Below are 20,112 nucleotides of genomic sequence, written 5' to 3'. Positions count from 1 at the left end.
AAGCGGCGTTGGGCATGCTGGTCGGTGTGATTGTTGCGCCTACGCTTGTCGGGCTCCGGGTAGGGAAGGGACGCGCTATTCGCGGCAGTGTCGCCACCGCGAATAACTCCTGCGCTTACGGGATTGCAGGCCGCGAGGCCGGATTCGGTCTGATGCTTGCGGATGTGGCCGTCAGGCCCGACGCCCGAACAGGTCGGCGTATCGCTGCAGGTAGAGCGGCCAGCCTTGATCGGCGGCGACACCATCGCGCACGCTTTCCCAGCCGGCGCCGTGGCGCTCCAGTTTGCGATGCTCGAGATCCAGGCGGGTCCGATTAGCCGTCTCGGCAGTGAAGCGGACTTCCCACTCGCTGGCCTTGTTCGGATCAGTCTCCAACCGCCATTGCGGGCTGATGTCCCAACTGAGCAGCACACGGTGCGGCGGCTCATAAGCCAGCACGCGCGCCCAGCGGCACTCGCTGCCGTCGGCGCCGCGATCATAAATATGGCCGCCGACGCGCGGCTCGAACACGGTCTCGGCGATCGGCACGGCGAGCAGATTGTGCTCCCTGGGTTTGAACTTGCCAAAATCCTCCGTGAAGACCTCGAAGGCGCGCTCGATCGGCGCCTCGACCACGATCGAGTGCCTTATCAAGGTGTCTGCTGCTTGCGTGTTCATTTTTCACTCCTTTCGCGGTTGTTCGACAGCTTGCTTGAAGGCAGCGAGCGTCTTCATCCAGAACCGGTCGAGCTCTGTGCGAAGCGCCGCCAGCCCGTCGGGTTCGACGCGGTAGATGCGGTGCTTGCCGTCCGGCGTGGCAGCCACGAGCCCTGCCTCTTTCAACACCTTCAGATGCTGCGAGACCGCCGACCGGCTCACCGGCAGGGCACGCGCCAACTCGGTAACCGAACGCGGATGCTCGACCAAGAGTTCGAAGATCGTGCGCCTGGTGGGGTCGCCCAGGGCGGTCCAGCTGTTGTTCACGTTAGTCACCACTAACGCGTTAGCACGGACTAACGTGACGTGTCAACCTTGCTACGGCAAAAAGGACCCAGCGAATGAGGGGCGGGTGACTGACTTTGAAGTTGAAGTCGATCAAGCCTCGACAGCTAAGCCCGCGTCACGCCACTCGGGCAGGCCATCTTCCATGCGGCGTGCGCGGAAGCCGTGCTCACGCAGCAATGCGACCGCCTCGAATGACATCACGCACCACGGACCGCGGCAGTAGGCGACAATCTCGGGCTTCGCCGCGAGGTCGGACAACCGCTGCTGGAGTTGGCCGAGGGGGACGTTGATCGCGCCGGGCAGATGTCCGAGCGCAAACTCATCGGGCGGTCGGACGTCGATGACTGTAACGAGCCCGTCTTTCATTCGCGCGGCCAGATCTTCCCGTGACACGGGCTCCATATCGTCGCGCCGGTCGAAATAGCCCCTCACGATGCGTTCGACCTCGGCCGAATGCCGCTCGGCAACGACTCGAATGGAGGCGAAGGCGGCAAGTACGCTTTCATCCGCGAGCCGGTAGTTGACGAACTTGCCATCGCGCTCTGACGTCACCAGTCCGGCGCGGCGCATCGCCTGGAGATGCTGCGAGACATTCGCCACCGGACGCGCAAGCTTGGCGGCCAAGGCTTCCACGCTGCGCGGACCCTGCGCGAGTTGCTCGATCAGTTCCAGCCTCTGCGGATTGCCCAGAGCCTTCGCGACAACCGCGAACTGCTGGTAAAGTGCCTGCTTCGGATTGCGGATTGACATCAGGGTAGCAGCCACGCTAGTTCATTCAACATAATTATTGAATGATGCGTATCACACGGCCCCCGAGGAGACAAGTCCGTGGCCGAGAAGCCCCTTCAATCGCTTAGCAGCCTTGGCTCCGGCTCTGACGGCTCCCGAACGGGATTGATGTAGTGATGGCCGCACGCACCCGAGCCATCAATGCCGGTGCCGCATGACAACGATCGCGGCGCCAGCAGTGAGCCTCGGTCTCAAGGCCAACTGGCGGCAGTTCGCGCTGCTTGTGCTTATCAATGCATTCGTCGGCGGCATGGTCGGCATCGAACGCACCGTCGTGCCGTTGATCGGCTCAGAGGAATTCGGGCTCGCCTCGACCACGCTGGTCGTCTCCTTCATCGTCAGCTTCGGCGTCGTCAAGGCGCTGGCCAACCTTGTCTCCGGACAGCTCGCCGACAAATGGGGGCGCAAGCGCGTGCTGGTTCTCGGCTGGCTGGCCGGCCTGCCGGTACCCTTCATGATCATTTGGGCGCCAGACTGGAACTGGGTCATCGCCGCCAACGCGCTGCTTGGCATCAGCCAGGGCTTCGCCTGGTCGATGACCGTCATCATGAAGGTCGACCTTGTCGGCCCGAAGGGCCGTGGCCTCGCCGTAGGGCTCAACGAGTTTGCCGGTTACCTCGCAGTCGGGATCACCGCCTTTCTCACCGGCTATCTCGCCAGTCGCTACGGTCTGCGACCAATCCCGATCTATCTCGGCGTCGGCTACGCAGTGCTGGGCACGGTGCTCTCGATCCTGCTCGTGCGCGACACGCGCGATCATGTGCGTGCGGAACTGGCGAACCATCCCCGCGAGGCCTCACCCCTTTCCTTCCGCGAGGTCTTTGCGTTGACCTCCTTTCGGGATCGCAACCTCTTTGCCGCTTCGCAGGCCGGGCTGGTGAACAACCTCAATGACGGCATGAGCTGGGGCATCTTTCCGCTCTTCTTCGCAGCCGGCGGGCTCGGTGTGGAGCGCATCGGCATTCTGAAGGCCGTCTATCCCGTCACCTGGGGCGTGCTGCAGGTCGTGACGGGACCGCTCAGCGACCGATGGGGCCGCAAGGGCCTGATCGTCGCCGGCATGTGGGTGCAGGCGTCGGCGCTCTTTCTCACGGCGCTGACCTCGAATTTTGGCTGGTGGCTGGTGGCGAGCCTCCTGCTTGGTCTGGGCACGGCGATGGTCTATCCGAGCCTGATCGCCGCGGTGTCGGATGCGTCGCATCCTTCATGGCGCGCCCGCTCGCTCAGCGTCTACCGCTTCTGGCGCGATCTCGGCTACGCGATCGGTGCGCTGTCGGCGGGACTGACCGCCGACTTCTTCGGCCTGGCGTGGGCGATTGCCTCGATCGCCGCCCTCACTTTCCTGTCCGGTACCGTGGTCGCTTTCATGATGCGCGAAGGTCATGCCGGACGAAGCAGTTGAACGCCGCCTCGGATGCGTCCGCCTCCGCCGCGACAGCGTCGGGTTCCTGAAGTGCCACTCGCGCGAAATCACACAAAAAAGCAACCGGCCGTTCAAAATCGTTTCAAAAACCGATTTGAAACGGTGTCGCGCCGCAACTGATTGAGATTATTGGCGCGCCCGAAGAGATTCGAACTCCTGACCCCCAGATTCGTAGTCTGGTGCTCTATCCAGCTGAGCTACGGGCGCGCAACAGGCCATGCTTTGCATGGCCCCGCGATCCGATCCCTGACGACCGGCCGCGATGTGAGGTGTTCCCTAGCGACTGCATTTCCGAAAAGCAAGTCGATCGGCAAAAGTTTTGTTCTTCGTGCCTTGGAGAGGATCGGGCGGGCGAGGATCAGGCGGGACGGCGCAGGCCGTTGCGGGCCTGGTCGAGCCGGACCGGCTGGTCGGGAATGGTGACCGCGAATGTGGTGCGGCCGCCTCTGCTTTCGACAAGCTCCACCGTGCCGCCATGGGCGCGGATCAGTTCATAGGCGATTGCCAGGCCAAGGCCGGTGCCACCGCTGCGGGCCGAGCCGCGGAACGCCGCAAACAAATTCTCGCGCGCCTTCGGCGGCAGGCCGGGACCGGTGTCGGTGACGGTGATGCGGCTGACGCTGCCGACGCGCTCGGCCGACACCGACAACCGACGCACCACCGCGCTTTCCGCGTCCGCCGCCATCGCCTGGACGGCGTTGCGGCAAAGATTGGTGAGCACGCGAAAAAGCTGATCGGAATCGGCATCGACCTCGAAAGCCAGATCGACGGCATTGACGAATTCGATGCCGCCTTCGGTGTCGAGCAGGCCGTGGACGTCATCGACCAGCTGGCGCAGCCTGAGCCTGCGGCGCGAGGGCGGCGGCTCCTGGGTGCGGCCATAAGCAAGCACACCTTCCGAATAGGATACGGCACGATCGAGCGCGCGCAGCAGTTTTGGCGCGAAGGCCTGCACGGTCGGGTCCTTGACCTGGCGCAGACGGTCCGACATCAGCTGCGCCGACGCCAGGATATTGCGCATGTCATGGTTGATCTTCGACACGGCGAGGCCAAGGTCGGCGAGATGCTTCTGCTCGGAGAGCATCTTTTGCAGCCGCTCCTGCATCTGCGAGAGCTCGCGCTCGGCAACGCCAATTTCGTCGGCGCGAGCAGCAGGGCGGATGATCCGCCCGGGGTCGTCGGGAGCCTCGGAGAAGGCCAGCATCGAGCGCGTCATCGTCCGTATCGGGCCGATCATGATCAGGTCTATGGCGGCATAGACCAGCATGGCGGTGAACAGCGAGATCAGCAGCGAGACGAAGGCGACGTTGCGCGAATAGATGAGCATGGCATTGCGCAGGCTGTAGTCGGGCATGATCAGCTCGAATTCCTTGTCGCTGTCGCCGACCGGCCCGAAAACGCGCAGCATCCGCTCGCCGCCGAACAACAGCGTGTCCAAGGCGCCGGTCATGCCCTCGATCAGGCCGACATTGGCAATATCGATATGCTCGTCGACATGCGGCGGCATCTCAGCCACCACCAGAAGCCGCGAGACACCGCCGTCGCGCACGGCGATCGCCTTGGCGCCGATCGCCATCAGCACATCATTCTGGGCAGCGCGTGACAGCGAGGCGGGCTCTCCCTGCACCAGCACGATCGAGACGGCCGCGGCGGTGCTCAGCCTCTCTTTCAGCCAGCTCAGCCGGTAGCTGGCGATCCAGGGCAGAAAGATGAGGACCTCGGCCAGGAGCACGAAGACGATGGTGAGCAGCAGGAGCTTTGTCGACAATCCACGCGACAACGGCACCCTGCGGGCGGCTGCGGTCGCCCGATCGGTGCTTTCGTCCGCGGATGGGATTTCACTCATGCTGCTTTTTCACGATCACTTGATCAGCCAAGATTAGGCCATTGCGGCTTTTTTGCCAATTTCATCCTTCGTCCCAATCAGGGATAAGACCGCCCAGACCTCGGCCACACGCCAGCCGTTGGCCCGAGGCGCCGGAATGTCGAGGCCGGATTGACTTCCAAAACCCTTCTTTCTATAAGCCCGCTCACGCTCGGGCCATTCGTCCCGGCGCGGTTTCGATCGCGCCAAAGCCGGCCGGGCAAAGCTCCTGTTACAGAGTGACAGAATCAAGAAGGGCCGCACCCCGCGGTATTAAAACAAATGAAGCGTACCTACCAACCGTCCAAACTCGTCCGCAAACGCCGGCATGGTTTTCGTGCCCGCATGGCCACCAAGGGTGGTCGTGGCGTCGTCGCAGCCCGCCGCAACCGCGGCCGCAAGCGGCTCAGCGCCTGAACGGAAGACGAGATCGTTGCCCGCAACCGGCAAGCCAGTGGGAGCACATCCCAAGCGGCTTCTGAAGCGCGCGGAATTCCTGGCCGTCCGGCGTGGCGAAAAGCGCCGCGGGCGGCTTTTTCTCGTCGAGGTTCTCGACCGCAGCGACGCAGCGGCGCCTCGCGTCGGCTACACGGTCACCAAGAAGGTCGGCAACGCAGTCGTCCGCAACCGCATCCGGCGGCGGCTGAGAGAAGCCGTGCGTACGCATGCCGCGGATGACATGAAGCCAGGCAATGACTATGTCATCGTCGGGCGCGAAGATGTGCTTGCCATTCCGTTCGGTCAGTTGAAGGCCGAACTCTCACGCCGACTGCGCGGAACACGATAGGCCAAGGCTTTCGATGGAAAACAACCGGAACTTCTTCATCACCATCGCGCTGTCGGTGCTGATCCTGTCGCTTTGGCAGTATTTTTACGTGCTGCCGCACAGCGAGGCGCAACGCGAGGCGGCCCGTATCGAAGAGCAGCGGATTGCGGAGCAGAAGAAGGCGGCCGAAGCCGCCAGTCCGGGCGGCAGCGAAACGCCGGTGCCGCAGCAAGGCGCCATTCCTAATGCACCCAATGCACCGGGAACCGACGGCACGACGCTGGCCAGCCGCGAGCAGGCGCTGGCGTCGACGAAGCGCGTCAGGATCGACACGCCGAGCCTGGAGGGCTCGATCAATCTCGCCGGCGCCCGTCTCGACGACCTCAAGCTCAAGCACTACAGGCTGACGGTCGACAAGAACTCGCCCGAGATCGAACTGCTCAACCCGGCGGCGCTGCCTACGGGCTACTATGCCGAGATCGGCTTTATCGGCAGCGACAAGACCGGCACGGTGCCGGGCCCGGAAACCGTGTGGACCGTCGACGGCAATGCGAGGCTGACCCCGGCGACCCCGGTCACGCTGACTTTCACCAACGACAAGGGCCTGACCTTCAAGCGCACCTTCTCTGTCGACGGCGACTACATGTTCACCGTGTCGGACACGGTGCAGAATTCGGGGTCGGCCGCCGTTACCCTGTCGAATTACGGCCGTGTCACCCGCTTCGACAAGCCTGCCGTTGCCAGCATCTATGTGCTGCATGAGGGGCTGATCGGCGTCACCGGCACGGAAGGCCTGCAGGAACACACATATTCGTCGATCGAGGAGGACAAGCAGTTCACGCCGAGCAAGTCGACCGATGGCTGGCTGGGCATAACCGACAAATACTGGGCGGTGACGCTGGTGCCGACCGAGAAGCAGCAGTTCCAGCCGCGTTACGCCTATTTCGAGGACGGCCGACCGCGCTACCAGGCCGACTTCCTGACCGACCCGATCACCGTCGATGCCGGCCAGTCGGCGACGGTCGAGAGCGAAATCTTCGCCGGCGCCAAGGAAGTGGCCAAGGTCAACGCCTATGCCGAAGACCGCAACATCAGGCTGTTCGACCGCTTGATCGACTGGGGATGGTTCATCTGGATCACCAAGCCGATGTTCTATCTGATCGACACGATGTACAAATTCTTCGGCAATTTCGGCCTGGCCATCCTGGCCACCACCGTCGTCGTCAAGGCCGCCTTCTATCCGCTCGCCAACAAGTCCTACGCGTCGATGGCGAACATGAAGAAGGTGCAGCCCAAGATGCTCGAGATCCGCGAGAAATACGCGGACGACAAGATGAAGCAGCAACAGGCGATGATGGAGCTCTACAAGACCGAGAAGATCAATCCGCTCGCCGGCTGCTGGCCGGTGGCGCTGCAGATCCCGGTCTTCTTTGCGCTCTACAAGGTGCTCTACATCACCATCGAGATGCGGCACGCACCGTTCTTCGGCTGGATTCAGGATCTGGCGGCGCCCGATCCGACCTCGATCTTCAACCTGTTCGGCCTCATCCCGATCGCGCTGCCGGATATGTTGATGATCGGCGTCTGGCCACTGATCATGGGCCTGACCATGTTCCTGCAGATGCGCATGAACCCGACGCCGCCGGACCCGACGCAGGCCATGATCTTCACCTGGATGCCGGTGGTCTTCACGTTCATGATGGCGGGTTTTCCGGCCGGCCTCGTCATCTACTGGGCCTGGAACAATCTGCTTTCGATCATCCAGCAAGGCGTGATCATGAAGCGGCAGGGCGCCAAGATCGAATTGTGGGACAATCTGGTCGCACTGTTCCGGAAGAAACCGTCGCCGGCGGAATAGACGGCGCTGCCTGCCGAATCCAGGAAAGCCCGGCGCGGCGGTAGACGCCGCCGCGCCCTATAAGCTCCGCTGTCGTTTCAGGAGCGCGTTCCCGTCGATGAACAGGTAAGGATGATCCGCTGCGCACGCGGTCGGTGCTGCCGGGCGGATCGCGCTATTTGACCTGCTGTTTCGTCGATGGAGCCAGACCATGATCGGACCCAACCCCAACATCAAGCACCCGATCCCGATGCATAGCCGCGTCGGCTTCCTGAAGGGGCTGGTCACGGCGCCGAACATCGAGATCGGCGACTTCACCTATTATGACGATCCGGACGGGCCGGACAAATTCGCCCAGCGATGCGTGCTTCATCACTATCCATTCATCGGCGACCGGCTGATCATCGGCAAGTTCTGCGCCATCGCCGAGGGCGCGCGCTTCATCATGAACGGCGCCAATCATGCCATGTCCGGCTTTTCGACCTATCCGTTCAACATCTTCGGTCATGGCTGGGAAGAGGGTTTCGATCCGGCGACCTGGTCGAAGGAATTGCGCGGCGACACAGTGATCGGCAATGATGTATGGATCGGCATGGAAGCGGCGATCCTGCCCGGCGTGGCGATCGGCCATGGCGCCATCGTTGCGGCAAAGTCGGTGGTGACGCATGACGTGGCGCCCTATGCGATCGTCGCCGGCAATGCGGCCAAGGTGGTTAAGATGCGTTTCGACGACAGGACCATCCGGCGGCTTTTGGCGGCGGCGTGGTGGGATTGGCCGGTGGAAAAGATCAGCCGCAACCTCAATGCCATTCGTGGCGCCGATATTTCTGTTCTGGAGGCAGCGGTTTGAACGCGTTGAACAAGTCCGTGATCGGCATCGAGCTGTTCACGCGGCCGTGGATATTCATCCGCGGCGTGCCGGCGATGAAGTTCCTGCCGCCGGAAGGACCGCCGGAGATCGCCTTTGCCGGCCGCTCGAATGTCGGCAAATCGTCGCTGATCAACGCGCTGGTCAATCAGAAGGGACTGGCGCGCACGTCCAATACGCCAGGGCGGACGCAGGAACTCAACTATTTCGTTCCGGGCGGGTTTTCCGGCGAAGGCGCCGACCTGCCGCCGATGGCGCTGGTCGACATGCCGGGCTACGGCTACGCCACTGCGCCCAAGGAAAAGGTCGACGACTGGACGAAACTCGTCTTCGACTATCTCAAGGGCCGCGTCACCCTGAAGCGCGTCTACGTGCTGATCGACGCCCGCCACGGCATCAAGGCCAAGGACGACGAAGTGCTGTCGCTGCTCGACAAGGCGGCGGTGTCCTATCAGATCGTGCTGACCAAGACCGACAAGATCAAGGCGGCCGGCGTGCCACGATTGATCGAAGAGACACTGCAGAAGATCAAGAAGCGGCCGGCCGCGTTTCCGTTCGTCCTCGCCACGTCGTCGGAAAAGAACGAGGGACTCGAGGACTTGCGCGCGGCGATCGTGCTGGCGGCCGATGGCGGCTAACGCATGTCGCGCAAAAGCATGCCCTCAGGCTTGACCCGTGGGTGTGCAGCGGTTTTGAAATGGCGACATGCAAAAACAACATCCTAAAGCGCGTCGCGTGAGCCCGGTCAAACGCGACGCGCTTTAGGACTTTGCCTCCAGCGCTATCGTCTGGGTGCTTTCTTCCGTGGCAAGCCTTTCGGTGCCGTAAGCCTTCAGGAACATGCCGACGCCCGACCTGACGATGTGGTCGATTTCATCCTGGCTCGGGGCTTTGGTGCGGTAGGCGAATATGCACTGACGGAAAAGACCCGCCAGGCACAGTTCGGTGAACTGATAGGCGGCAAGATCGACATCGTCGATCTCGAGCAGGCCGCGCTCGATGGCGGCATTGAGAAAAGCAACAACCTTGTCGTGGCCGCGTTTTGGGCCGCGTTCGTAAAAACGCGCGCCAAGTTCGGGCATCCTGTCGGACGCGCCGATCACGGTGCGCTGCGCCTGGACGACCTTGGCCGAGGTGATCTTGAGGGACAGCACCTTGCCGAACTTCACCAGCGTCTCGCGAAGATCGTCGGCGCGGTCGAGCAGATCGTACATGTTCTTGAAGATCGTGCCGCGCTCTTCCTCGATCAGCGCCTCGAACAGCTCTTCCTTGTTGGCGAAGTAGACATAGATCGTGCCCTTGGAAACGCCGGCCTCGCGGGTGATGTCGTTCATCGACGCCGCTTCGAAGCCCTTGTCGATGAAGACACGACGCGCGCCCTCGATGATCTGGTTGCGCTTGACCGGGTCCTGTCCCGCCGCCGGGCGGCCGCGACGCAGGCCATCCAGCAGATCGCACTGGTCCTTGTCGGGCTCGGTCATAACGTCACACCTCGAAAAAATTCGAACCGATCGGTTCGATCATCCTTGATATGGGCCTCTCACCGCGCTAAGTCAACGTCAGCATCGAACCGAACGGTTCAGTCTGATGCCCGGTTTCTAGCGATGCCAAGAGAGATGCCATGTCCTCGAACGCGACCCCAACCGCCGAAGTCCGCCCCTTCCCCAACGCCAAGGTTGCGCCGGCAATCGAAGCGCCGAACCCACCGACTGAACCCGCAACAAGCCCTCCGGCCGAGGCGCCGGCCAAAAAGAAACGCTCGGCACGCTCCTTTCTGTTGCCGATCCTTGCGCTTGGCTTGCTGGGCGCAGGCGCCTGGTTTGGCTATGACTACTGGACCGACGGGCGTTTCATGATCTCCACCGACGACGCCTATGTCCAGGCCGACATGGCGTTCATTTCGCCGAAAATTTCCGGCTATGTCGATCAGGTCAAGGTGACCGAGAACCAGCAGGTCAAGGCCGGCGACCCGCTGCTGGTCGTCGACAATGGCGACTACAAAATAGCGGTCGCCCAGGCCGAGGCGCAGATCGCCACCTTGAGCAAGACGCTCGATCGTATCGACGCCCAGACCGAGGCGGCGCGCGCCTCGCTCGAGCAGGCGCAGGCGCAGAAGACCGCCGACCAGGCCGCCGCCGCCAATGCGGCGCGTGTCCAAGCGCGCGCCGCCCAATTGCTCAAGACACATGTCGGCACCCAGGCCCAACTGGACGATGCCCAGACCGCGGTCGAGCAGGCCAATGCCGCCCTTGTCGGTGCCGACGCCCAGATCGCGGCGGCTGAGGCCAATATCGGTGTGCTCCAAGCGCAGCGCGCGGAGACGGCAAGCACGCTGGCGTCGCTGCAACTTGCCAGGGACAAGGCCGCACGCGACCTGTCCTTCACCGTGCTGCGCGCGCCCTATGACGGTGTCGTCGGCAACCGCTCGGTCGAGCAGGGCGACCTGATCAGCCCCGGACAGAAGCTCGCCGTCATCGTGCCGATGGACAAGCTCTATATCGTCGCCAATTTCAAGGAGACCCAGCTTGCCCGGCTGGTGCCTGGTGAAAAGGTCAGGATTTCGGTCGACGCGATCGACGGCCAGGATTTCGAAGGCACTGTCTCGTCGCTGGCGCCGGCATCCGGCGCGGTGTTCTCGCTGCTGCCGCCGGAAAACGCCACCGGCAACTTCACCAAGGTCGTGCAGCGCGTCCCGGTTCGCATCGACGTGCCGGCGGATGTGCTGAAGACAGGCAAGCTGCGCGCCGGCCTCAGCGTCGTCGTCGCCGTCGACAGCCGCACCGCACCTTCGGCGTCGAACTGAGCGGCCGCTTGGGAGCAATGCCGTGGCAACCGCAACCTCGACAGCAGGATCGCCGCCGGCGAGGCCGGCTACGCCTGATACCATTCCCACACGCCGCATCATCGCCTTCCTGGCGATGGTGTTCGGCATGTTCATGGCGATCCTCGACATCCAGATCGTTTCGGCCTCGCTGGCCGAGATTCAGGCCGGCTTGAGCGCCAGCTCCGACGAAATTCCGTGGGTGCAGACCGCCTATCTCATCGCCGAAGTCATCATGATCCCGCTGTCCGGTTTTCTCAGCCGGATGCTGTCGACGCGTGTGCTGTTCACCGTCTCCGCGGCCGGCTTCACCGCCGCGAGCGCGCTGGCGGCGACCGCCACCAACATCGACCAGATGATCGTCTACCGCGCCGTCCAGGGTTTTATCGGCGGCGGCATGATCCCAAGCGTGTTCGCTGCCGCCTTCACCATCTTCCCGCCGTCGCGCCGTGCCATGGTGTCGCCGATGATCGGCCTGGTGGCGACGCTGGCGCCGACCATCGGCCCGACTGTCGGCGGCTATATCAGCCATGCCATGTCCTGGCACTGGCTGTTCTTGATCAATGTGGTGCCCGGCATCATAGTGACCGCAGCAGCATGGTCGCTGATCGACTTCGACAAGCCCAATCTCAGCCTGTTCCGCAAGTTCGACTGGTGGGGCCTCGCCGGCATGGCGGCTTTCCTCGGCTCGCTGGAATTTGTGCTCGAGGAAGGTCCCAACAACGACTGGCTTCAGGACCAGGCCGTGTTCATCTGCGCCATCCTGATGACGGCCGGCGCGGTGCTGTTCTTCTGGCGCGCTTTCACCGCCGAGGAGCCGATCGTCGACCTGAAGGCCTTCGCCAATGTCAACTTCGCTTTCGGCTCGCTGTTCTCCTTCGTCATCGGCATCGGCCTCTACGGCCTGACCTATCTCTATCCGGTGTATCTGGGGCGCATCCGCGGCTACGACTCCCTGATGATCGGCGAGGCGCTGTTCGTCAGCGGCCTGGCGATGTTCGTCACAGCGCCGATTTCCGGCATCCTGTCGCGCAAGATGGATCCGCGGCTGATGATGATGATCGGCTTCTTCGGCTTCGCTGCCGGCACCTGGCGGATGACCTATCTGACCGCAGACTGGGATTTCTGGGAGCTTTTGGTGCCGCAGATCCTGCGCGGCGCCTCGATGATGCTGTGCATGGTGCCGATCAACAACATCGCGCTTGGAACGCTGCCGCCTGACCGGCTTAAGAATGCATCCGGTCTGTTCAACCTCACCCGCAATCTCGGTGGTGCCGTAGGCCTTGCCGTCATCAACACCGTGCTGATCGATCGCAGCGCCTTCCACTACGCAAGGCTGGCCGAGCATGTGCAATGGGGCAGCGCCGAGGCGCAGACCAGGCTGCAGAACATGACGCTCGACTTCCAGCAGAATGCCGGCCTCGACGCCTCCAAGGCGGCGATCTCCAAACTGTCCGGCATGGTCCAGCAGCAGGCTTCGCTGCTGTCCTTCATGGACGTGTTCTATTTGTTGACGGCGCTATTCGCGACGCTGGCGATCTTCACCATGGTCATCCGCAAGCCGGCCGAGCCGGCGGGCGGAGGCGGCGGACACTGATTGAGCAACTTTGCGCGCCCAAAGGACGCGGCGCTCTCATGCATGTCGCGCAAAAGTGCGCAGCGGTTTTGCGATAACGACATGCATAAGACAACAACCTAAAGCGCGTCGCGTGAGGCCGGTCAAACGCGAGCGCTTTAGGTCAGGCCGTGGCCGGCTTGAAGGTCAAGGCGACGCCGTTGATGCAATGACGCAGGCCGGTCGGCGGCGGGCCGTCGTCGAAGACATGGCCGAGATGACCGCCGCAACGGCGGCAGTGGACCTCGGTCCGGGTCATGCCCAGCGACCTGTCCACGGTCATGCCGACGGCGTTGGGAATCTCCTGCCAGAAGCTCGGCCAGCCGGTGCCGGAATCGAACTTGGTTTCGGAGGAATAGAGCGGCAGGTCGCAGCCGGCGCAGGCGAAGATGCCCTTGCGATGTTCGTTGAGCAGCGGGCTGGTGCCGGGATATTCGGTGCCTTCCTTGCGCAGCACATTGAAAGCCGCATCGGACAGGATGGCGCGCCACTCGGCCTCGGTCTTGGTGACCTCGAAGGTTTCGGCCGCGTGTGCATCCTGCGGCCGGCCGATGCGCAGCGCTGCCGCCGTGCCTGCCAACAATGCCACAGCGGCACCGCTCCAAAGAAAGTCGCGCCGGATCATCACCATTCCTCCTCTTTCCGTTTGCCAAATTCGACCGTCACATGGAAATCAAAAGCCGGTGACGGCCAGCTCCCGACAACGGGCACTCCGCACCTGCCCCACGCTTACAGCGGACGGTGCGGAGTGTACGCTTGTAGATTGCGCGGGTCACGCAAGCGGAAACCCGCGCACTCGGCATGGAGCCTCAGCCATACGTTCGCTGGCGACGGGCGCTTCGTTACATCTTCGGCAGGAGAACCTTGTCGATGACGTGGATGACGCCGTTCGACTGCTCGACATCGGCGACGGTCACATTGGCGACATTGCCGTTCTCGTCGGTCGCGGTGACCTTGCCGTTTTCGGCCTTGAGCGTCACCTCGCAGCCGCCAACCGTCTTGACCTTGTGCGCGCCACCATCGTCCATGGCCATCTTGGCAACGTCGGCGGCCATCGCCTTGGCACCGATGACGTGGCAGGTCAGGATCTTGACCAGCTTGTCCTTGTTTTCGGGCTTGAGCAATGTATCGACGGTGCCGGCCGGAAGGGCGGCAAAGGCCTCGTTGGTCGGCGCGAACACGGTGAAGGGACCGGCACTCTGCAGCGTGTCGACGAGACCGCCGGCCTTGACGGCCGCGACCAGCGTCGTGTGATCCTTCGAATTGACGGCGTTCTCGACGATGTTCCGGGTGGCATACATGGCGGCGCCGCCGACCATCGGATTTTCGGCATAGGCGGCGGTGGCGAGCGCGGAGACGGCGACCGTTCCGGCAAGCAAAAGGGTCGCGAACTTACGCATTATTTCTATCTCCTCAGTTTATTTCTTCCCCTCTTTGGGGCGCAAGGAGATACGGGGGATAAATGCCCGAGTTTCGCCCGCTCAGGAGAAAATTTTATTTTTTATAACGGCGAGCATGATTTTCATGGCAGGGCTCTTATAGCCTGCATGCTTCCCCGCTAAAGTCACCACAGGCGATAGATTTAAAATCTTCTCGAAAACCGGCAGACAGGGGTGATTTGCAGACAGGGGCGATCAGATGCTCTTCAGATCGCCCGCAGCGACCACAGGGCCGGTCGGCTGGCCGGTCGGCGAACCGCCGGTCGGTTCAAGGCTGACCGCAAGCACGGCGCCTTGCGCAAGTTTTTCCTGCACGGCCGGGGAGATGGTCATACGCGCGGTCTGGCCGGCCGGGATGACGCCCATAGAGACCGGCGCATTCTTGCCCTCGATCATCCAAAGCTCGAAATCCTTGCCGGCGGCGCGCTCGCCGGAGACATGCGACAGGCCGACCTCGCGACGCGCGGCATCATAGACGGCGAGGTATCTGACGTCGCTGCCATCGGCAGCCAGCGAGGCGATGAGCCGCGGCGGCTCAGCCGGCGGGTTGAGGTACGGCACGGCGATATAGATCGCCAACGCCGCGACGGAAGCGGCTGCAAGACCGCGCCAGAAGGCAAGGCTTGACCAGAGGCCGGCGCGAGGCTCTGCGACGAACAGCCGGCGATCCAATGCCTCCTTGACTCTGATCGGCGGCTCTGTCTCCGGATAGGCGTCGGCCATCGGCGAAAGACGCGCCTCCCAGGCATCGACAAGGTGCGCGAAAGCGGCGTCCGCGTCGATGCGGCGTGACGCAATTTCGCGTTCGTCCGCGGCCAGGACGCCAAGAACGTATTCGGCGGCAAACAGGTCGTCGCCCCCAGATTCCGGTCCGTCATCCTCTGCCAGCGTCATCTTTCAAGACACTCTCTGAGCTTCAACAGGCTGCGCCGCAGCCAGGTTCGCATCGTGTTCAGCGGCACGTCATGGCGCGCCGCCAGTTCGGCATAGCTTTCGCCGTCCAGATAAGCGCCCCGGACGGCCGCCGCCCGGTCCTTTTCCAATTCGTCGAGACAACGATAGATGCGCCCGGATTCACCGCCCGCAACAGCCGCAGCCTCCGGTCCCGGCGCCGGATCGGCGACGTCGAGCGCAGCGTCGATATAGGCGACAGGCTCTCGCCGCGCCCTTATCCGATCGATCGCGTGATTGCGCGCAATGGCCACCAGCCAGGAAATCGGGCTTAGCTCCGAGACGGCGAAACGGTCCGCCTTCGTCCATATCTTGACGAAGACCTCCTGCAGCGCCTCTTCCGCCTCTCCCCGGTCCTTCAATACACGAAGGCAGACGCCGAAAAGTTTCGCGCTGGTCTGCCGGTAGAGCAGATCGAACGCAGCCCGGTCCTTCATCGAAGTCCGGACGATCAGGTCGCTGATGTCCTGCGGCGTCATCGGCTGCCAAATTAAGCAATTGCCCAAATTAGGCAATTGCCCCAGATCATTCCACTGCAATGTATTGCGACCACGGAAGCGTTCCTGTGCACCGGGAGCGCCGTCGGCTTCCGTTGACGAGAAAGAGCCGACCTTTTTGAGCATCGGATTTTCCCAAAACCGGGTTTCCACTTTTGCATCCGATGCTCTAGCTTGCCGATAGTTGGGGGAGCAAGAATGTCGGTCGAACGGGCCCTGTGGGAACATGACGCTACCGGCCTGGCTGGCTTGGTGCGCAAAGGAGAAATCTCGCCGCAGGAGCTCGTCGACGCGGCGATTGCGCGGGCCGAGGCCACTCGCCCGGATATCAATGCCATCGCCGAGCCGCTTTACGAGGCGGCGCGGACGCGGGCGAAAACCATCGACCGCAAGCTGCCGCTGGCCGGTGTGCCCTTCGCGCTGAAGGATCTCGGCATCGCCATGAAAGGCGTGCCGACGCACGGCGGCAGCCGCATTCCGGCTTTCGTTGCCGATTTCGACTCGGTGATGACCGAACGCCATCTGGCCGCCGGCCTCGTCCCGATCGCCACCAGCACCTCGCCCGAACATGGGCTGAGGCTGATGACCGAATCCGCCGCTTTCGGCATCACCCGCAATCCCTGGAATACAGCCCATACCAGCGGCGGCTCGTCTGGAGGTGCGGCGGCGCTGGTCGCGGCCGGCGTCGTGCCGGTGGCACATGCTTCGGACGGCGGCGGCTCGATCCGCGTTCCCGCCGCCTGCACCGGGCTGGTCGGCCTGAAAACCTCGCGCGGCCGCGTGCCGCTGACGCCGCTGGTCAGCGAAAGCTGGTACGGCCTGGTCATCGACCACGCCGTTTCCCGCTCGGTCCGTGATTCGGCCCTGCTGCTCGACCTGACGCATGGGCCCGATCCGCTGTCGCCGTATGCGGCGCCGACGCCGAAAGGAACTTTCGCCGCCGCAGCAGTGCGTGACCCCGGCAAGCTGAAACTGGCGGTCTACCGAAAATCGCCGCTCGGCTTGCCGATATCGACCGAGACGCTGGCGGCGCTGGACACTGCGATAGCGTTGGCGCGCGAAGGCGGCCATACGATAGAGGAGATCGACCTGCCCTATATCGATCGCGATTTCATCGCTGATTTCGCCAGAACCGTCGCCGCGGCGGTGGCCGGCACGATGCGCGGCGAGGTCTTGCGCGTCGGCCGCTCCATTTCGGGTGATATCGAACGCACCACGCGGGTGATGAGCGCCTTCGGCGAAGTTCTTTCGGCCGGCGAGATCTATGCCAGCCTGCAGCGGCTGCATGCCACGTCGCGCCGGCTGATCATCGAGACCGCGCGGTACGATGCCGTGCTGATGCCTGTCATCGCGCATCCGCCGCTCGCCTGCGGCGCGATGGATCCAAAAGGCGCAGATGCGTTCCTGGAAGAAATGCTCGACAGGCTGCGGCTTGCCCGCCTGCTGAAATTCAAGCCGCTGTTCGGCCAGTTGATGGACAAGAGCCTGTGGTTCACCCACTGGCCGGCAATCCAGAACGTCAGCGGCCAGCCGTCGATCGCGCTGCCTGTTCATGTCACCGATGCCGGCCTGCCGCTCGGCATCCAGGCCGCTGGCCGCCCCGGCGACGAGGAAACCTTGTTGTCCCTCGCCGCGCAAATGGAAAAGATTTCGGGATGGCTGACGCGGCGGGCGCCACTGCAGGTGCCCGGTATGAAAGCAGGCCGATTTCACCTGACGTGACAGCAAAGCCGTTTGCCCCCTGCTCCAATTCCCGCTAAGACGCCGCCGTTCATGCCAAGCTGGGAACCAAGCCGAATGACGGACCTCGCCGCCACCGCCGAAATGCAGGCCGCGCTGCTTTCGAGGGCGCTGCCCTATATGCAGCGCTACGAGAACAAGACGGTCGTGGTGAAGTATGGCGGCCACGCCATGGGCGACATCGCGCTCGGCAAGGCCTTTGCCCGCGACATCGCGCTGCTCAAACAATCCGGCGTCAACCCGATCGTCGTGCATGGCGGCGGCCCGCAGATCGGCGCCATGCTGAGCAAGATGGGCATCGAATCGAAGTTCGAGGGCGGATTGCGCGTCACCGACCAGAAGACGGTCGAGATCGTCGAGATGGTGCTGGCCGGCTCGATCAACAAGGAGATCGTCGCGCTGATCAATGCCGAGGGCGAATGGGCCATCGGCCTGTGCGGCAAGGACGGCAACATGGTTTTCGCCGAAAAGGCGCGCAAGACCATGGTCGACCCGGACTCCAACATCGAGCGTGTGCTCGATCTCGGCTTCGTCGGTGAGCCGGTCGAGGTCGACCGCACCCTGCTCGACCTTCTGGCGCGGTCCGAAATGATCCCGGTGCTGGCGCCGGTGGCGCCGGGCCGTGACGGCCACACCTACAACATCAATGCCGACACCTTCGCCGGCGCCATCGCCGGCGCCTGCCAGGCGACACGCCTTCTGTTCCTCACCGACGTGCCCGGCGTGCTCGACAGGAACAAGAAGCTCATCGACGAACTGACCGTCGCCGAGGCCAAGGCCTTGATCAAGGACGGCACGGTGTCGGGCGGCATGATCCCCAAGGTCGAGACCTGCATCGAGGCGATCGAGCGTGGCGTCGAAGGCGTCGTCATCCTCAATGGCAAGACGCCGCATTCGGTGCTGCTCGAACTGTTTACCGAACACGGCGCCGGCACACTGATCGTGCGGTAAGCGCAGGCTGCAACTTTTTGGAGTATCAACCTAAGGTTGAGCAGGCGCCAGGCGAACTTATCGCCTGAGGTGTCCAAGCGGCACGTGGCCCGGCCCCTTGATGTTCTGCAGCACGAGCTGCGTGTGGACGTCGCGCACGCCGTCGAGCCGCATCAGCCGGTGCATGACAAAGGCGTTGAGCTCATCGACCGACGGCACCATCACATGCAGCAGGAAATCGTAGTCGCCGGTCATCGTCCAGCACGACGACACCTCGTCCATGCGCTGTACGGCGGCGATGAAGGTTTCGGGCGACCCGTCGCTGTGGGTCACCAGGCGCACCTGAATGAACACTTCGACCATCAGGCCAATGGCGCGGCGGCTGAGCACAGCGGCAAAGCGCTTGATGATGCCGGCGCTCTGAAGAGCCTCGAAGCGGCGCGCGCATGGCGTCGTCGAAAGCCCGATTTCCTGGGCCAGTTCGGACACAGGCTTGCGCCCATCGCGCTGCAAGATATCGAGCATCTTGATCTCAAAATCGTCAAACTGAGGCACTTTCACTCTCCTGCAGCTCTGCTGTGGTGGCTTTTACCTCAAATCGCCTGTTCGAGCCATCATCAAAGCGGATTTGCCTCACCGGATCCGGCTAAACTTTCAAGATGTTAGTCGTGATTTCCAAGGAGAACAGCCATGACGATGAACGTTGCCGATTACGCCCGCGAATGCGCGGCGCAAGGCCTTCGCGGCGACTATTCGGTCTGCCGTGCTGATTTCACCGTGGAGCAGAGCTACAACTACACAGCTGACGAGCAGGCGGTGTGGCGTACTTTGTGCGACCGCCAGACGAAGCTAACCAAAAAGCTGGCACACCGGTCCTATCTCGACGGCGTCGCCACGCTGGGCCTGCTCGACAGGATTCCGGATTTCGGTGTGGTCAGCGAGAAGCTGCGCAAGCTTACCGGTTGGGAAATCGTCGCCGTGCCGGGCCTCATTCCCGCACCGGCCTTCTTCGTCCACCTGGCCGCCCGGCGCTTTCCGGTGACCAACTGGCTGCGGACGAAACAAGAGCTCGACTACATCGTCGAGCCGGATATGTTCCACGACTTCTTCGGCCATGTGCCGGTGCTGACCCAGCCGGTCTTTGCCGATTTCATGCAGATGTATGGCGAGAAGGCCGAGCATCTGATCGCGCTCGGCGGCGACGAGATGATCAGCCGCCTCTATTGGTACACCGTCGAGTACGGGCTGATCCAGGAGGCCGGCCAACCGTTGAAGGCTTTCGGCGCCGGGCTGATGTCGTCCTTTGCCGAACTTCAATTCGCGGTTGAAAGCAAGGACGCGCATCATGTTCCCTTCGATCTGGAAACGGTAATGCGCACCAGCTATGAGATCGATAAGTTCCAGCGCGCCTATTTCGTGCTGCCGTCCTTCGACGTTTTGCGCGATGCCTTCCACAACGTCGCCGACATGGCAGCGATCATCGGACGCCACAAGGGCAAGCCGGCGCTCGACCCGGCGAAACTTTAGAGGCTGGCCCGGCTCGGACGCTCGCAGCCGATCGGCGCGGGCGTTATTGGTGGCGCGCTGT

At 62.9% G+C, this 20,112-nt stretch carries 21 protein-coding genes and 1 tRNA gene; 11 read left to right on the top strand and 11 right to left on the bottom strand.

Annotated elements, in window-relative coordinates; translation table 11 throughout:
* Positions 1-171 precede the first annotated feature (171 nt).
* The 3 genes from AC0L17_RS01610 to AC0L17_RS01600 all read right to left on the bottom strand — a co-directional run bounded on the left by AC0L17_RS01610 (position 172) and on the right by AC0L17_RS01600 (position 1,734).
* Positions 172-657 (bottom strand): SRPBCC family protein, encoded by a 486-nt coding sequence (locus AC0L17_RS01610; protein WP_473514497.1) that lies wholly within the window; start codon positions 655-657, stop codon positions 172-174.
* 3 nt (positions 658-660) lie between these two features.
* Positions 661-972 (bottom strand): ArsR/SmtB family transcription factor, encoded by a 312-nt coding sequence (locus tag AC0L17_RS01605; protein WP_473514496.1) that lies wholly within the window; start codon positions 970-972, stop codon positions 661-663.
* Between the two features lie 102 nt (positions 973-1,074).
* Positions 1,075-1,734 carry an ArsR/SmtB family transcription factor gene (locus AC0L17_RS01600; protein WP_473514495.1) on the bottom strand — a complete coding sequence of 220 codons (660 nt, stop codon included), beginning with the start codon at positions 1,732-1,734 and terminating at the stop codon, positions 1,075-1,077.
* 193 nt (positions 1,735-1,927) lie between these two features.
* On the opposite strand from AC0L17_RS01600, the gene AC0L17_RS01595 reads away from it, so the two are divergent.
* A complete protein-coding gene (locus tag AC0L17_RS01595; RefSeq protein ID WP_473514494.1) occupies positions 1,928-3,175 on the top strand; it encodes an MFS transporter in 1,248 nt (415 codons plus the stop codon).
* A 151-nt stretch (positions 3,176-3,326) separates the two neighbouring features.
* On the opposite strand, the gene AC0L17_RS01590 is transcribed toward AC0L17_RS01595, so the two are convergent.
* Both AC0L17_RS01590 and AC0L17_RS01585 read right to left on the bottom strand, forming a co-directional pair.
* A tRNA-Arg gene (locus AC0L17_RS01590) sits at positions 3,327-3,403 on the bottom strand.
* Positions 3,404-3,554: 151 nt separating this feature from the next.
* The gene (locus tag AC0L17_RS01585) at positions 3,555-5,042 is read right to left on the bottom strand and encodes an ATP-binding protein (protein WP_091596434.1); all 1,488 of its coding nucleotides are present in this window, start codon (positions 5,040-5,042) and stop codon (positions 3,555-3,557) included.
* A gap of 300 nt (positions 5,043-5,342) precedes the next feature.
* Between AC0L17_RS01585 and rpmH the strand changes: the two genes are divergently transcribed.
* The 5 genes from rpmH (at position 5,343) to yihA (ending at position 9,169) form a co-directional block, all read left to right on the top strand.
* Positions 5,343-5,477, top strand: coding sequence for a 50S ribosomal protein L34 (rpmH, locus tag AC0L17_RS01580; protein ID WP_008833937.1), 135 nt, complete (start codon positions 5,343-5,345; stop codon positions 5,475-5,477).
* A gap of 16 nt (positions 5,478-5,493) precedes the next feature.
* Positions 5,494-5,847 (top strand): ribonuclease P protein component, encoded by a 354-nt coding sequence (rnpA, locus tag AC0L17_RS01575; protein WP_128175793.1) that lies wholly within the window; start codon positions 5,494-5,496, stop codon positions 5,845-5,847.
* 13 nt (positions 5,848-5,860) lie between these two features.
* A complete protein-coding gene (yidC, locus tag AC0L17_RS01570; RefSeq protein WP_473514493.1) occupies positions 5,861-7,684 on the top strand; it encodes a membrane protein insertase YidC in 1,824 nt (607 codons plus the stop codon).
* A gap of 190 nt (positions 7,685-7,874) precedes the next feature.
* The gene (locus AC0L17_RS01565) at positions 7,875-8,513 is read left to right on the top strand and encodes a CatB-related O-acetyltransferase (RefSeq protein ID WP_473514492.1); all 639 of its coding nucleotides are present in this window, start codon (positions 7,875-7,877) and stop codon (positions 8,511-8,513) included.
* Entirely contained in the window at positions 8,510-9,169 is a 660-nt protein-coding gene (gene yihA, locus AC0L17_RS01560) for a ribosome biogenesis GTP-binding protein YihA/YsxC (protein ID WP_473514491.1), read from the top strand. The genes AC0L17_RS01565 and yihA overlap by 4 nt, the downstream gene beginning before the upstream one ends.
* A 123-nt stretch (positions 9,170-9,292) precedes the next feature.
* On the opposite strand, the gene AC0L17_RS01555 is transcribed toward yihA, so the two are convergent.
* The gene (locus tag AC0L17_RS01555) at positions 9,293-10,012 is read right to left on the bottom strand and encodes a TetR/AcrR family transcriptional regulator (RefSeq protein WP_091596422.1); all 720 of its coding nucleotides are present in this window, start codon (positions 10,010-10,012) and stop codon (positions 9,293-9,295) included.
* A 140-nt stretch (positions 10,013-10,152) separates the two neighbouring features.
* Here AC0L17_RS01555 and AC0L17_RS01550 point away from each other — a divergent pair, with 140 nt between their 5' ends.
* On the top strand, positions 10,153-11,334 hold the full coding sequence (locus AC0L17_RS01550) for an HlyD family secretion protein (protein ID WP_473514490.1): 1,182 nt from the start codon (positions 10,153-10,155) through the stop codon (positions 11,332-11,334).
* 82 nt (positions 11,335-11,416) lie between these two features.
* The gene (locus tag AC0L17_RS01545; RefSeq protein WP_473514606.1) at positions 11,417-12,949 is read left to right on the top strand and encodes a DHA2 family efflux MFS transporter permease subunit; all 1,533 of its coding nucleotides are present in this window, start codon (positions 11,417-11,419) and stop codon (positions 12,947-12,949) included.
* A gap of 142 nt (positions 12,950-13,091) precedes the next feature.
* Here AC0L17_RS01545 and msrB read toward each other — a convergent pair whose 3' ends face one another.
* From msrB to AC0L17_RS01525, 4 genes are all read right to left on the bottom strand, one after another.
* Complete coding sequence (msrB, locus tag AC0L17_RS01540) at positions 13,092-13,592, bottom strand: peptide-methionine (R)-S-oxide reductase MsrB (protein WP_473514489.1); 501 nt, start codon at positions 13,590-13,592, stop codon at positions 13,092-13,094.
* Positions 13,593-13,809: 217 nt separating this feature from the next.
* Positions 13,810-14,367 carry a fasciclin domain-containing protein gene (locus AC0L17_RS01535; protein ID WP_091596413.1) on the bottom strand — a complete coding sequence of 186 codons (558 nt, stop codon included), beginning with the start codon at positions 14,365-14,367 and terminating at the stop codon, positions 13,810-13,812.
* Between the two features lie 234 nt (positions 14,368-14,601).
* Entirely contained in the window at positions 14,602-15,300 is a 699-nt protein-coding gene (locus AC0L17_RS01530; RefSeq protein WP_473514488.1) for an anti-sigma factor, read from the bottom strand.
* Positions 15,297-15,836, bottom strand: coding sequence for a sigma-70 family RNA polymerase sigma factor (locus AC0L17_RS01525; protein ID WP_128175774.1), 540 nt, complete (start codon positions 15,834-15,836; stop codon positions 15,297-15,299). The genes AC0L17_RS01530 and AC0L17_RS01525 overlap by 4 nt, the downstream gene beginning before the upstream one ends.
* A gap of 216 nt (positions 15,837-16,052) precedes the next feature.
* On the opposite strand from AC0L17_RS01525, the gene AC0L17_RS01520 reads away from it, so the two are divergent.
* Positions 16,053-17,576, top strand: coding sequence for an amidase (locus AC0L17_RS01520; RefSeq protein ID WP_023801579.1), 1,524 nt, complete (start codon positions 16,053-16,055; stop codon positions 17,574-17,576).
* A 75-nt stretch (positions 17,577-17,651) separates the two neighbouring features.
* The gene (argB, locus tag AC0L17_RS01515; RefSeq protein ID WP_473514487.1) at positions 17,652-18,545 is read left to right on the top strand and encodes an acetylglutamate kinase; all 894 of its coding nucleotides are present in this window, start codon (positions 17,652-17,654) and stop codon (positions 18,543-18,545) included.
* Positions 18,546-18,602: 57 nt separating this feature from the next.
* Here the strand turns inward: argB and AC0L17_RS01510 are convergent, their stop codons facing one another.
* Positions 18,603-19,079 carry an Lrp/AsnC family transcriptional regulator gene (locus AC0L17_RS01510; RefSeq protein WP_023801577.1) on the bottom strand — a complete coding sequence of 159 codons (477 nt, stop codon included), beginning with the start codon at positions 19,077-19,079 and terminating at the stop codon, positions 18,603-18,605.
* 135 nt (positions 19,080-19,214) lie between these two features.
* On the opposite strand from AC0L17_RS01510, the gene phhA reads away from it, so the two are divergent.
* Positions 19,215-20,051 (top strand): phenylalanine 4-monooxygenase, encoded by an 837-nt coding sequence (gene phhA / locus AC0L17_RS01505; protein WP_128175770.1) that lies wholly within the window; start codon positions 19,215-19,217, stop codon positions 20,049-20,051.
* Positions 20,052-20,112 lie beyond the last annotated feature (61 nt).

The sequence above is a fragment of the Mesorhizobium sp. WSM4829 genome (genome assembly GCF_055811475.1).
The sequence above is the reverse complement of the archived record's forward strand: the minus strand, read 5'-3'. Positions and strand labels throughout refer to the sequence as shown.

Coding starts and splice junctions, on each gene's coding strand:
- AC0L17_RS01585 (WP_091596434.1), bottom strand. CDS start 5,042: ATGAGTGAAATCCCATCCGCGGACGAAAGCACCGATCGGGCGACCGCA.
- msrB (WP_473514489.1), bottom strand. CDS start 13,592: ATGATCCGGCGCGACTTTCTTTGGAGCGGTGCCGCTGTGGCATTGTTG.
- AC0L17_RS01530 (WP_473514488.1), bottom strand. CDS start 15,300: ATGACGCTGGCAGAGGATGACGGACCGGAATCTGGGGGCGACGACCTG.
- AC0L17_RS01610 (WP_473514497.1), bottom strand. CDS start 657: ATGAACACGCAAGCAGCAGACACCTTGATAAGGCACTCGATCGTGGTC.
- AC0L17_RS01595 (WP_473514494.1), top strand. CDS start 1,928: ATGACAACGATCGCGGCGCCAGCAGTGAGCCTCGGTCTCAAGGCCAAC.
- yidC (WP_473514493.1), top strand. CDS start 5,861: ATGGAAAACAACCGGAACTTCTTCATCACCATCGCGCTGTCGGTGCTG.
- AC0L17_RS01600 (WP_473514495.1), bottom strand. CDS start 1,734: ATGTCAATCCGCAATCCGAAGCAGGCACTTTACCAGCAGTTCGCGGTT.
- AC0L17_RS01535 (WP_091596413.1), bottom strand. CDS start 14,367: ATGCGTAAGTTCGCGACCCTTTTGCTTGCCGGAACGGTCGCCGTCTCC.
- rpmH (WP_008833937.1), top strand. CDS start 5,343: ATGAAGCGTACCTACCAACCGTCCAAACTCGTCCGCAAACGCCGGCAT.
- AC0L17_RS01565 (WP_473514492.1), top strand. CDS start 7,875: ATGATCGGACCCAACCCCAACATCAAGCACCCGATCCCGATGCATAGC.
- phhA (WP_128175770.1), top strand. CDS start 19,215: ATGACGATGAACGTTGCCGATTACGCCCGCGAATGCGCGGCGCAAGGC.
- AC0L17_RS01525 (WP_128175774.1), bottom strand. CDS start 15,836: ATGACGCCGCAGGACATCAGCGACCTGATCGTCCGGACTTCGATGAAG.
- AC0L17_RS01555 (WP_091596422.1), bottom strand. CDS start 10,012: ATGACCGAGCCCGACAAGGACCAGTGCGATCTGCTGGATGGCCTGCGT.
- AC0L17_RS01550 (WP_473514490.1), top strand. CDS start 10,153: ATGTCCTCGAACGCGACCCCAACCGCCGAAGTCCGCCCCTTCCCCAAC.
- AC0L17_RS01520 (WP_023801579.1), top strand. CDS start 16,053: ATGTCGGTCGAACGGGCCCTGTGGGAACATGACGCTACCGGCCTGGCT.
- argB (WP_473514487.1), top strand. CDS start 17,652: ATGACGGACCTCGCCGCCACCGCCGAAATGCAGGCCGCGCTGCTTTCG.